Genomic DNA, 12,101 nt, shown 5'->3' with positions numbered 1-12,101 from the left:
CTCTGGTTGTATGAATATGTGGATAGTGTATGGGATCGGTTTTTTGGCTCAATTATGTTTTTCAGCCAGATTAGTAAATCAATGGTTGTTATCAGAGAAAAAAAATAAAGTTCAAACCCCAACATTATTTTGGCAGCTTAGCCTTTTAGGTGCTATTTTGTTCTTCGTTTACGGCTATTTACGTAAGGATTTATCGATAATGATTGGCCAGGCGCTTATTTATTATATCTATTTCCGCAATTTACAATTACAAGACCAGTGGAAACCTTCCAATATTTTCTTTAAAATCGCTGTGGTTCTCTCACCAATACTTATTACTGTTTATCTTGTGTTTTTTAGTGATTTAGATTGGTCCAGGCTGTTTACCGGCGATAATATAGCTATTTGGCTAGTAATTTTGGGAACAGTAGGACAAATGGTTTATACAGGAAGATTCGTTTATCAGTGGATCTATTCTGAAAGGCACGACAAAAGTAGTTTGCCTTGGGGATTCTGGATAATGAGTTTAACCGGTTCTGCCATTATTTTTACATACGCCTGTTTTAGAACCGATCCTGTGTTATTATCAGCACACTTTTTTGGAGCAGTAGTATATATAAGAAATTTATTTTTGATGCATAAATCAAGAAAGAAGGCTAAAGCTTAATTTCTTCGGAAAGAAAACTTCAGTGATCGCAAATCCAATCACTACTAAATATTCTAATGCCACCAGCCATAAATTTTCCTGAAATTCGGCATTTCCATAAGCGCTATAGCTTAAAATTGCCATAAAAGACCAAACGATAGGAAATCGATATTTGGTGAATACTGAAAGCAAAAGCGGAGTCACAATATACCAAGGATGAACAGTGGTCGAGAGCAAAAAATAAAAGGCAAGCGCAAAAACACAACCTGAAATTAGCGATTTTAAGCTGCTATTTTTTCTAAAAAGACCAATGGCTAGGATTATTATAAAAGTGATTACAGGAAGAATCCTACCCGCATCAGCGATAATGTTATATCCTTTTATTTGAAAACCAATCCAACGAACGATGTAGTAAATACTGGCGTTGAATTCGAATTTCTGAAACCAAAGCCCAACACTTTCAGAAAAATTATTCAGAAAAGCCGAATTATAGAATGGAAGAAAGCTTAAAATGACCGTTAGCAACACGATAGCATAAAATCCAAGAAGTTTAGTCCATTTTATCGATTTTAGTTCAGTAATTTTTTCTGAAAATGGAGTTGCTAGATTTCGATTTTCGATAAATTCTGCATCACTTTTTTTACTACTGAAAAACTTCAGAAAGAGCGGTAGGAACATCAGCGGAAGCAATTTTACGGAAATCGATAACCCTAAAATTATAGCTGAAATGATCCATTTTCGTTTCCATAAAAAGTAAAAACTCAGTAGAATAAAAAATCCCATCACACTTTCAAAATGTAGATTTCCGAAGCATTCAATAATCACAAATGGATTCAGTATAAACCAGAAAATGTAGTATTCTGGTAAATCAAGTTTTTGTAAAAGTTTTCTTCCGTAGAACAAAATTCCGATTTCAGCCAACAAAATAAACAGCCTAAAAATTACTACGGAAAAAAGAATATTTTTATCTGAAAACCATCCTGAAACAGCAAAAATCAATTGATTAATAGGCGGATAATTAGTGTAATTGGAAGCACTTAGTGTGCCCATGCCATTCACCAGTTGCTGAGCTTGGGAAATACTACCAAAATGTGCCGATTCTATCAAATAATCAGGCGTCGATAAATACGGATTAATTCCGTTAGCGAGTAATCGCCCATCCCAAATAAACCGGTAAAAATCTTGTGAAAGATTGGGTAAAGCGAAAATAAAAAATAGTCTAAAGATCAAAGCTGCGCCTGCCAAAAACCAGAATCGTGTTTTTAAAAGCTGAATAATTTTAAAACTCAGAAAAAACAAACCCGCGTAAAGGGTGATTAATTTTGGGAAATCTGCTCGATCAAGATCGTAAGCAAAACTCCAGTAAAAAGCAGCAGTCGTTAAGAATAATAGCAACGGAATTTTATAGAGTTTCAGGGATTGGAACAAGCTTGATGCCATTTAATCATATACTTTTCGAAAGTAAACATAAATATTAGACAAATCATCTGCCAAGTGAACAGAAATCAAGATTTATGTTAAACCTATTTATGGTATTCTAGAGGATAAAAGAAAAATAATTTTATTTTTATCTTTTCCGAAGTATAACTCTTTCTCAAATCTTGAAAAAAAAATCTTATAATTTCAGCTTTGTTACTTTAGTAAATTTATTTTTTACGAGCTTCTCAATATTTACTTATGGACAAGAAATTAACTCAACTAACATAGTTCACGATTTTGAAGGATATCGTTATTTCAGACTCAATTATGATAATGATTTCTTTATGTACTCGGATGATGATTACACTCAGGGTTTGAATTTCGAATTATTTCATCCAGTTTTCAGAAAAAACCCAATAAACTTTCTCTTTTTTAAAAGTAAAGGTGGCAATTATAAATATGGACTTGCTATAGAGCATTCTGCATTTACACCAGATGTCATAAGCGACATTGATATCAGATATACTGATCGGCCTTACGCTTCAGTATTAACTTTAAAAATGATGAGCGTTAGTGATCATCTTGATAAGGGGTTCAGGATGAAATCTTCTTTCTGGCTAGGTATTATTGGTCCATCATCTTTGGGCGGAGCCGGGCAAACTTGGATTCATGAGGCTACCGGGAATTGGAAGCCTAGAGGATGGGATAATCAAATCGTAGATGACGTAATGCTAAATTATAATCTAGGCTTCGAAACGTTGCTTTTAAATTTCAGTAATTATTTTTCATTATATGGTGAATCGAAGGTACGATTGGGGACGATGTTCACAGATTTCAATCTAGGTGCAAGTGCAACTTTAGGACTCGTTAACTCGCCTTTAAGAGCATCCAATAGAAGAAGTAGATTCCAGGTTTATCTATTTGCTAGAGGAATAACTAATTTTGTTGGATACAATGCTCTATTACAAGGAGGAGTTTTTAATCGTAGAAGCACTTATACTATTCCTTCTAACAAAATAGAGCGTTTTACTGGGCAATATTATTACGGTTTAGTTATTAAATCTGGTTTTTTCTATTTAGAGTATTATCAAACCTCAATGACGCGTGAATTTGAATATGGTGATCCTGAAGATTGGGGCGGTTTAAAAATTGGAGTAAGGATTTAAAACAACTATAAATATGATCTGAATTCTAACAGCGAAGCGATCTCAATTCTAATTACTAAAACTATCCCTTCGAAAAAATACTCTTAAAAGCCACAAAACCAAATCCGCCAAAAAGCATAAGGTGGAAAACAATTAATCCAAAGTCATTTAGCGCAAAAGCGCTGTACAAAGCAAATGCGAAGTAGAGGCAAAGGATCGTTTCGATAAGAATATTTACGGAAAATTTATTCGATAAATATTTATTGCCTTTCCAGGAATCTTTAAGCGTATTCACGTTGAATTTTGGAGTTCGTATAAATTCAGATTTTTTACCAAAATGCCCTTCTAAAACCGCTAAAGAATTATGTACAGAAAATCCCATTGCCACCGCAAAAAAGGTGATAAACATCCCGATAAAACTCAAGAAAGATTTTATCCCTTTCCCGTAGATTTTGGTGTAGGGAACATAGTAGCAGAAAAAGAAAATGATTGTGCTAATGCCAAAACCGGCAAGCACATTAAAATACCAGCTAAACGCAGGATTGTTATTTTTAATGTATAAAACGGGAACACTTAAAATTCCCAATAATAAAACGATTAAAAACATACTGGAATTTAGCAAATGAAAAAATCCGTGAAATTTTGTGCTAAATGAAACACTAGGATCTTTAACTAATCTTAGATAATTTTTCCTGAAATTTTCAGCTGCACCTTTGTTCCATCGAAATTGCTGCGAACGTGCTGCACTGATCACTACAGGAAGTTCAGCCGGAGTTTCGACATCTTCCAGGTATTTGAATTTCCATTTTTTAAGCTGTGCGCGATAACTTAAATCCAAATCTTCGGTTAGCGTGTCACCACTCCAATTCCCGGCATCAAGGATACATTGCTTGCGCCAGATCCCAGCTGTACCATTAAAATTGATAAAATGCCGACCAAAATTTCTGCCGGTTTGTTCTAATATAAAATGAAAATCTAAAGCAAAAGCCTGGATTTTTGTAAGTAGCGAATAATCACGATTTAGATGCGCCCAGCGAGTTTGCACTACGCCAATTTCAGGATTCTTAAAATAAGGAACCGTTTGTTGCAGCCAATCTGGATTCGGCATAAAATCGGAATCAAAAATGGCAATAAATTCTCCTTTGGCGATTTTTAATCCTTCTTTTAGTGCGCCGGCTTTAAATCCGCTTCGGTTTTCACGTTGGATATGCTGAATATCAATCCCATTTTGCCGAATTTCAGCAATAATTTCAGTAGTTTTTAAAACCGATTCGTCGGTAGAATCGTCCAAAACCTGAATTTCAAGTTTGTCCTTTGGGTAATCGATCTTAGCGATATTCCGCAGTAATCGTTCTACCACATACATTTCGTTGTAAAGCGGCAATTGTATGGTCACTTTGGGGATTTCAGCAGGATTATTTAGATCGAACTTTTCAGCATTATCGACACTTTTCTTCGCTTTTAAGTAATTCAGCAATAATTGTAATTCTGAAATACTGTAAAAGAAGATCACCAGCAATGCCAGTGTGTATATTATGATAATCGCTAAATCCAATCTATTTTTTAATCTATTTAAAGCTATATTTAAAAATCCAGCCTAAAATCTTTACGCCTGCAAAGATAGCGCCTTTTAGCGTTCCAGAAACTTTAGAGACACCAATCCTGTTTTTGTAATGCACAGGCACTTCTACATACGTGAAATCCAGTTTTATGGCTTTAAGTTGCATTTCTACCGTCCAGCCATAGGTTTTATCTTGCATATTTAGCTGAAGCAGTTTCTCGTATTTTATCGCTCTAAAAGGACCAAGATCGGTAAATTTTGCGCCAAAAAATATATGCATTAAAGTGGTGGCAAGCCAGTTTCCGAAGATCTGCGGAAGCGTCATCGAGCCATCTTCTCGCCATTTTTTAACCCGGGCGCCAATTACCATATCCATATTTTTTTGCTGAATGGGCGCAATGATATTGGTTAATTCTGAAGGATAATCGCTGTAATCGCCATCCAAAAATACAATGATTTCAGGTTTTTGTGCTTGCATGGAGATATAATCCATACCTTTTAAACAAGCATAACCATAACCCTTACGGTTTTCCTGAAGAACTGTTGCTCCAGCAGCAGAAGCATTTTTCTCGGTATCATCGGTCGAATTATTGCTTACCACAATAACTTCATCAACGATATTGGGGATTTCTGCAATAACTTTTGCAATCGAATCTGCTTCGTTATAGGCAGGGATTATAACTTTTATGATTGAATTTTTTTTCAAATTCTTTAGGCTATTTAATCAATTTCTAAACATCACAATTTTAAAAATACTGTGAGATTACCACGTCTTTTATTGAGATTTCTGATTTAAAAGATCCAAAAGATCTACATCGTTCCCAAGTAAAACCTCATTTTCGTTGATTCTGCCTTCTGTTTTTCCGTTTTCTAATTTTAGAACACCACGAGGGCAAACCGCTGAACAGATTCCGCAGCCCACACAACTAGATCGAACAATATTTTGTCCTTTTTGGGCATAGGCTCTAACATCGATTCCCATTTCGCAGTAGGTAGAACAATTTCCGCAGCTAATACATTGTCCGCCATTGGTTGTAATTCTAAATTTTGAAAATAATTTTTGTTGCATCCCAAGAATTGCTGCCATTGGGCAACCAAATCTACACCACACGCGACTTCCAAAAATCGGGTAAAAACCAACACCAATCACTCCAGAGAAAGCCGCGCCGATTAAAAATCCATACCATTCACGGAGTTTATAAGCCGGGAAGAAAAAGATATTCCAGTTTCCGCTGAAATAATTAATTCCAATAATGGCTAATATCACCACTAGATATCCAATTGCCCCGTATTTCGCATCCTTTTGGATTTGGTCGCGTTTAAAGATCATGATCAAGGCGAAAAGTAGTGTAAGAAATCCTGCGCTTCCCCAAAGAAAAACATCTTTAGTTAACCAAAATCGATCTGAATTTTCACCAAGATAAGAATAGACTACGGCGATAGTCATTACGGTTACAAAAACCAATACACTATGAATTACCCAGCGCTCGATCTTCCATGCTTTTTGAGATTTATCGGAAAGTTGTCTAAAAGGATCGCCGGCAGTTTCTGCCAGCCCACCGCAACCACAAACCCAGCTGCAATACCAACGTTTTCCGTATTTATAAGTAAGAATAGGAGTGATGACGAAGATGGAAACAATACCAAAAATAAGCATGGAGACACCTAAATTTCCACCAGATATAAACGATTCTAAGCGATAACCTGCAAAAAGATCGTAATTAAGGGGCCAGATTGTAGTTGGCGCAAAATAAGGTTTGTTTAGTCGGGCAAGAATTTCAGGAATTAAAAACGCAAAACCTAACTGAAAAAACATGACCGAGCAAGTTCGAATGATTTCGTAGCGATTATGACGATATTTCAGGATAAATTTAAAACCAAAGATCCAGATTGCAACCGTATATAAAGTTCCGTAAGCAAACCATTCGCTAGCCGGGCCGCCATTTATAAATTTACTTAGCGGATCGAATAAACCGATAACTCCGCTATTTGCGCCTTCGCTGTTTAACCCTAAATACTGCGGAAACCAATATAACACCACATAAAATAAAGTTAGACCAATCCCAAGTATCCAGGCCCAAAAGCCTTTACCGCTTAGGGATTTGAACCAAACGCCGTCGTTTTTGATTCCTGCATGTTTTCCCCAATACGCATCAATTGAAAAAATTGCCGTTCCGAGTGTAATCAGTCCCAGCGATAAACTTAGAAATAAACTTTTATTCGGAAAGTTGAAATTTGCGATGGCAAGCACCAAAATCAATAAACCGGTAAGGCCAATAGCACTTGCTATTTTTTGAGTGGTGGAAATACTTTTTGGTGCATCCCCGGTGATAGACATATTATGTTCAATGTTGCTCATGTAGTTTGTGCGTTTTGGAGATTTTTCTTAAACCCTTCAAAAATTTCTGCCTCATGCCGAGTATAAAATTCAGGATCAAAATTAGCTTGTTTTAGATTAGCAAGTACGTAAGTTATCTCTCGATTTTCGGTAAGCCAACGATCTAAAACTTCGTGTCGCATTCTAATTCCGAAGGTATTTATTCCTAAAAATTGATTCGTTTTTTTATCGAAATTTATGGTGATGGCTTTGGTTCTATCTTCATGCTGCCAATGAAAATGCTGCTCATTTTCCTTTGGTTTTGGCCAGACCCAACCGTAAGTTTGATATTCGATGTCAAAGAATTTGGCCGAATTAAACCAATTTCCCGGATTATATTGAGATCTTTTTCCTGTAAGCGTTACCGCTAAAGTTTCACCCATCATTCGGCCGGTATACCAAACGGATTCAACCGGTTTTCGCTGGCCAATGGCTTTCTGTTGCTCGGCACAATCGCCAATGGCATAAACATCTGGAATATTGGTTTCTAAATAAGAATTCACCAAGATTCCTTTATTCATCGCCAAATCTGAATTTTTTAAAAAATCGATATTTGGGCGTACGCCGGCACAAAGTCCGACGAACTGGCAATCGATTTGTTCACCGGTTTTGGTAATTATAGAACTGACTTTCCCGTTTTCGTCTGGAATAATTTTATCGAGTTCGGTTGCTGTTCGTAGGTCGACGCCGTGAGATTTAATATGTTCAGAAATCATATTTGCGTCTTCAAAAGGTAATACCGAATGCCAAAAAGCTTTTTCTCGAACCAGCATTGTAACCTCGATATGCCTGGTGCGAAGCATTTCGGCAAGCTCTACGCCAATTAATCCGCCACCGATTATGACTGCTTTTTTACAGTTTTTGGTGTTTTTTTCGAGTATTTCTAAATCTTGTTTCGACACCAATCCCTGCACTCCGTCTAGATCTTCACCTTCCCAACCAAATTTGTTTGGGATCGATCCTGTTGCTAAAACCAGCTTGTCGTAATTAAGTTTGTCGCCATTTTTAAAATGAAGCGTTTTTTCACTAAAATCGATTTGCTGTACCCAGCCATTTTTAAGATCGATTCGGTTTTTCTCCCAAAACCAATCTTCATAAGGTTTAAGGTGATCCCACTTCATGTGGCCCATGTACACATACATCAGCGCAGTACGAGAAAAAAAGTAATCACTTTCCGCAGAAATTACCGTAATCTTTTTATCCGATCGTTTGCGGATATGCCGTGCAGCGGTAATTCCAGAAATTCCGTTACCCAAAATAACGATATGCTCCATGCTTTTGCAGATATTGCTTTATGTTTCGAAGTGCAATTTAAAAGTTAGTCGAAAATAAAGAAGTATCTTAACTTATAATTTCGAGAAGCAATTTTAAGATTAGGTATGTTTATTTAATTTTTTAGGCAGATACTGATTTTCTTTAATTTAGGCTCAAAAATAGGTTGGATTCAATGAAATTTAATTTTTGGTTAATTATCGCGGTAACTCTCTTTCATTGCAGCTGCCAGCCAGATTTTCCTAAACTAAAATATAATGGATTAAGCTTAGTTGCTTCCCGAGATTCGTTGAAAACAGCGCATATTCTTCCGCTAAAAAATGTAAATGCGAATACAGTAGCCTTGATGCCTTTTGCTTTTCTTCAGGATTTAAAAAATCCAGAGCTACATTTTAATGACGATCGACAATGGTGGGGAGAACGGGTAGAAGGGCTTCAGCAAAACATTCGAGTACTTCAGGAAAATGAAATAAAGATTATTCTAAAGCCTCAAATTTGGATTTGGCACGGCGAATTTACCGGAGATCTTAATATGTCTTCAGAAGAAAATTGGATAAAGTTTGAAAATAGATATTTGGAATATATTTTATTATATGCGGAACTGGCCGAAAAGGAACAAATTGAACTATTCTGCATAGGAACCGAGCTTTATAATTTTACTGAAAAAAGACCCGAATTTTGGCAAAAGATGATCGCTGAAGTACGCAAAGTGTATTCTGGAAAGATCACTTATGCTGAAAACTGGGATAAAGTTGACCAGTTTGAGCTTTGGGATCAACTCGATTTTATTGGCGTAGATGCTTATTTTCCTGTAAGTGAAGAAGAAAATCCTACAAAAGCCGAGTTGATCGATGGGTGGAAATCACATAAAAAAATGCTTCAGAAATTATCTTCGGAATATAAAAAGCAGGTAATATTTACTGAATATGGCTATCGTAATGTCGATTTCGCAACGAAGGAACCTTGGAAAGCTTCAACAGTTAGGCGTAATGATGAAGTTCCAAAAAACCTAAATGAAGAACTACAAGCAAACGCTTTACAAGTGATTTACGATGAATTTTGGACTGAAAATTGGTTTGCCGGTGGCTTTCTTTGGAAGTGGCATCACGATCATGATCGTGCCGGTGGAAAGCAGAACGATCGCTTTACACCACAAAATAAACTGGCTGAAGATATAGTAAAGATGAATTATAAAAAGTTTAGGTTGAAGAATTAACTTTAGACTGATAGCAACTGTATAGCTGTTCTGGTGAAGCGCCCTTAAATTTCTTCCAGTAAATCTGGCAAAAAAGCCATTGTGTTTGCCAAACTCCTAACTTTTCATATAAGCGAGCTGAGGTTGTAAGCCATTTGTTAATAATAGTAAATTCACCTAAATCGTATAGTTTTCCAATCAGCTCATTGTCTTCGTAAACTATATAGTTTTCATTGTAACCTCCTAATTTAAAGAATAATTCTTCTTTAATAAAAAGGGATTGATCGCCACCGCGACAGGAACGATGATTAATTCTGGTAAATTGCGCCATAAGTTTTAACCACCAGTGATTTTTATCGAATTTCATTATAAAGCATCCCGCTTTTTTGTCGTTTTTTATAGTCCTAATGATGTAATTATCAAAATGGAAAGGAGGATAGCTATCGGCATGCAGAAAATATAATATTTCAGCCTTAGCTATTCTTGCACCAGCATTCATTTGCTTGGCTCGACTTTTTTCAGAAAAAATAATTTTTACAGAAGAGAATTGGCGGGTAATAGCAATCGTTTGATCCAGGCTACCACCATCTACGACAATTATTTCAGCAATAAATCCTTTGTTGTGTTTCAGTAAATATTCTAACAGCCGGCCAATATTCTGCTCTTCATTAAAAACAGGAATAATGATGCTGATTTTCATTTTACTGCTTATTCAGATTCCAGTTATATTCTTTGAAGGAAATATTATTCCAATTTTTCATTTTCACATTACTGTATTGGTTAATATATTCCCCAAGAGTATTACCTTTTACAGTAAAGTCACCACTATACCAATCAAAGATTCTGGAAAGTTGAGCAGATTCTTTTTTAATAATATTTTTATCTGAATTTATAAAAGTTCTTGTTGCGTATTCTAATTGCTCGTTGATTGCGCTTGCGGTATACGCTTCATTTAAAAGTCTGGGGCAAGAAATAGACGCACAGTTAATGGCGAAGTGAATTCTTGGTTCTTTCATTCGTCTTAAAATACTGTTTTCTATAGCTCCCAAAGAAATTTGCTTATTGCCCATGCTAACAAATTCTTTAGTCCATGCACCATCGATTTTCTTAATGCTTTTTACCGGGTAATTATCTAAAATTAACCGAACAGTGTTTGCGTTATAAGTATTGATGTAATACGCTAATTGTTCCTGAATAGACCAACTGTTATCTGGTTTATTATCGGCAAGCATTTTAATATATTTATCTAATGCTTTTCGATCTTTTTTGAATCCCTCATAATCTACTAATCCTTTTTCATTCACATGTTTCTGTAGCAAATTATGCCAGCCAGAATGGTCAATATTAACTGAAGAATTAGAAGATGTTGAAATTAGCTCACCTTTTACATTGTTATGCGGTAATCCCTTACTGGAGAATCCAGCAGCTGAAAATAAAGCGCAGCCGCTTAAACCAATAGAGAAAATGGCCGTGATCGTTATTCGTTTAAGCATAATAAGATTTCTCATGCTGCGCATATTTAAGTTGTAATTGTTAACAGCATCCTCCGCCATCGTAATGAAAGGTAGATTCGCTAATATAGATATCATTTCTTCCTAAATCTTTTAAGGCCTTTGCTGTTTTATCGCAAACTGCTAAAGGTTGATTATGAAGAAGGACATGTCCTTTTTGATCATCAAAATACTCTTTTTCGCCAAAATAAATTGCTGCTTTGCCTGTAAAAATACACGGGCCATCTTCTGGCATGGGATCTTTTATAGCAGCAACTTCTATCGACTCAATAAAGATTAATTCTTCTGTTGGATAGTGTTGAGGATCTAGAATACGATATGGTTTTCGTGCTCTAATTTCTATGGTTCCAAAACCCACATCGGTTAAAGCTTTTACGTATTCCTTGATAGGTAGACTTCCGCTAAGGCATAAAGCTCTTAATCTTTCATCATTTCTAAGCTCATCATTCATTTGCTGCTCGCAAGTAGGATCGCTCATTACCAACTTTCCGTTGGGTTTCAAAACACGATACATTTCTTCAATAGCTTTTTTAAGATCTTCAACTTTAAAGATATTGAATAAACAGTTTTGCGCTGCCACATCTATAGTATTATCTTCTACCGGAAGATGTAAAGCATCACCTTTTTTTAGATCTACAAAATCTGATTGAAACCACGAATTTTGTTCTTCAGCAATCTTAAAGTTTTTTCTTGAAGCTTCCAGCATCTCATCTACCGCGTCTATGCCCACAACTCCATTTTTTTGTCTTGAAAAATATGCGAATTGTAGTAATTCCATTCCGCCGCCAACGCCAACGTAGAGGATCTTTGGGTTGTTAGAAAGGTCGCGAGCATGAACGGTACTGCCACAGCCATAGTTCATCTCTTGCATGATCTTAGGGATTTTTAAACCCGGCAATTCCCAAATAGGATTTGTAGTGCAGCATAGACCAACATCTGGTTTAAGAGCTGCATCTTTATAAACATTTTTTGTGGTTTCAAGATAGCTACTCATAG

11 protein-coding genes are annotated in these 12,101 nt (G+C 36.0%); 3 read left to right on the top strand and 8 right to left on the bottom strand.

Annotated elements, in window-relative coordinates:
* Positions 1-10: 10 nt before the first annotated feature.
* Positions 11-646, top strand: coding sequence for a lipid-A-disaccharide synthase N-terminal domain-containing protein (locus PBT91_RS15275; protein WP_270059323.1), 636 nt, complete (start codon positions 11-13; stop codon positions 644-646).
* Here PBT91_RS15275 and PBT91_RS15270 read toward each other — a convergent pair.
* Positions 623-2,065, bottom strand: coding sequence for a glycosyltransferase 87 family protein (locus PBT91_RS15270; protein WP_270059322.1), 1,443 nt, complete (start codon positions 2,063-2,065; stop codon positions 623-625). The genes PBT91_RS15275 and PBT91_RS15270 overlap by 24 nt on opposite strands.
* A gap of 161 nt (positions 2,066-2,226) precedes the next feature.
* Here PBT91_RS15270 and PBT91_RS15265 point away from each other — a divergent pair, with 161 nt between their 5' ends.
* The gene (locus PBT91_RS15265) at positions 2,227-3,210 is read left to right on the top strand and encodes a lipid A deacylase LpxR family protein (protein ID WP_270059321.1); all 984 of its coding nucleotides are present in this window, start codon (positions 2,227-2,229) and stop codon (positions 3,208-3,210) included.
* 61 nt (positions 3,211-3,271) lie between these two features.
* On the opposite strand, the gene PBT91_RS15260 is transcribed toward PBT91_RS15265, so the two are convergent.
* The 4 genes from PBT91_RS15260 to PBT91_RS15245 all read right to left on the bottom strand — a co-directional run bounded on the left by PBT91_RS15260 (position 3,272) and on the right by PBT91_RS15245 (position 8,401).
* Entirely contained in the window at positions 3,272-4,744 is a 1,473-nt protein-coding gene (locus PBT91_RS15260; RefSeq protein WP_270059320.1) for a cellulose synthase family protein, read from the bottom strand.
* 13 nt (positions 4,745-4,757) lie between these two features.
* A complete protein-coding gene (locus PBT91_RS15255) occupies positions 4,758-5,456 on the bottom strand; it encodes a glycosyltransferase family 2 protein (protein WP_270059319.1) in 699 nt (232 codons plus the stop codon).
* A gap of 69 nt (positions 5,457-5,525) precedes the next feature.
* Positions 5,526-7,109: a 4Fe-4S binding protein gene (locus PBT91_RS15250; protein ID WP_270059318.1), complete on the bottom strand. Its 1,584-nt coding sequence runs from the start codon at positions 7,107-7,109 to the stop codon at positions 5,526-5,528.
* Complete coding sequence (locus PBT91_RS15245; RefSeq protein WP_270059317.1) at positions 7,106-8,401, bottom strand: NAD(P)/FAD-dependent oxidoreductase; 1,296 nt, start codon at positions 8,399-8,401, stop codon at positions 7,106-7,108. Before PBT91_RS15245 ends, PBT91_RS15250 begins: the two co-directional genes overlap by 4 nt.
* 173 nt (positions 8,402-8,574) lie before the next feature.
* On the opposite strand from PBT91_RS15245, the gene PBT91_RS15240 reads away from it, so the two are divergent.
* Positions 8,575-9,615 carry a glycoside hydrolase family 113 gene (locus PBT91_RS15240; protein ID WP_270059316.1) on the top strand — a complete coding sequence of 347 codons (1,041 nt, stop codon included), beginning with the start codon at positions 8,575-8,577 and terminating at the stop codon, positions 9,613-9,615.
* On the opposite strand, the gene PBT91_RS15235 is transcribed toward PBT91_RS15240, so the two are convergent.
* From PBT91_RS15235 to arsM, 3 genes are read right to left on the bottom strand one after another with little or no spacing between them, the layout of a single operon-like run.
* Positions 9,599-10,294 carry a TIGR04283 family arsenosugar biosynthesis glycosyltransferase gene (locus PBT91_RS15235; protein WP_270059315.1) on the bottom strand — a complete coding sequence of 232 codons (696 nt, stop codon included), beginning with the start codon at positions 10,292-10,294 and terminating at the stop codon, positions 9,599-9,601. The genes PBT91_RS15240 and PBT91_RS15235 overlap by 17 nt on opposite strands.
* Before the next feature lies 1 nt (position 10,295).
* Complete coding sequence (locus PBT91_RS15230) at positions 10,296-11,102, bottom strand: DUF547 domain-containing protein (RefSeq protein WP_270059314.1); 807 nt, start codon at positions 11,100-11,102, stop codon at positions 10,296-10,298.
* 25 nt (positions 11,103-11,127) lie between these two features.
* Positions 11,128-12,099 (bottom strand): arsenosugar biosynthesis arsenite methyltransferase ArsM, encoded by a 972-nt coding sequence (arsM, locus tag PBT91_RS15225; RefSeq protein WP_270059313.1) that lies wholly within the window; start codon positions 12,097-12,099, stop codon positions 11,128-11,130.
* Between the last annotated feature and the right edge of the window lie 2 nt (positions 12,100-12,101).

Source organism: Zunongwangia sp. HGR-M22 (genome assembly GCF_027594425.1).
GTDB lineage: Bacteria > Bacteroidota > Bacteroidia > Flavobacteriales > Flavobacteriaceae > Zunongwangia.
Note: the sequence above shows the minus strand (reverse complement) of the source record. Positions and strands in the feature narration are given on the sequence as shown.

Bases quoted from the DNA above. Each gene is read 5' to 3' on its own strand.
- PBT91_RS15275 (WP_270059323.1), top strand. From the start codon at position 11: ATGAATATGTGGATAGTGTATGGGATCGGTTTTTTGGCTCAATTATGT.
- PBT91_RS15270 (WP_270059322.1), bottom strand. From the start codon at position 2,065: ATGGCATCAAGCTTGTTCCAATCCCTGAAACTCTATAAAATTCCGTTG.
- PBT91_RS15250 (WP_270059318.1), bottom strand. From the start codon at position 7,109: ATGAGCAACATTGAACATAATATGTCTATCACCGGGGATGCACCAAAA.
- PBT91_RS15245 (WP_270059317.1), bottom strand. From the start codon at position 8,401: ATGGAGCATATCGTTATTTTGGGTAACGGAATTTCTGGAATTACCGCT.
- PBT91_RS15240 (WP_270059316.1), top strand. From the start codon at position 8,575: ATGAAATTTAATTTTTGGTTAATTATCGCGGTAACTCTCTTTCATTGC.
- PBT91_RS15235 (WP_270059315.1), bottom strand. From the start codon at position 10,294: ATGAAAATCAGCATCATTATTCCTGTTTTTAATGAAGAGCAGAATATT.
- PBT91_RS15230 (WP_270059314.1), bottom strand. From the start codon at position 11,102: ATGAGAAATCTTATTATGCTTAAACGAATAACGATCACGGCCATTTTC.
- arsM (WP_270059313.1), bottom strand. From the start codon at position 12,099: ATGAGTAGCTATCTTGAAACCACAAAAAATGTTTATAAAGATGCAGCT.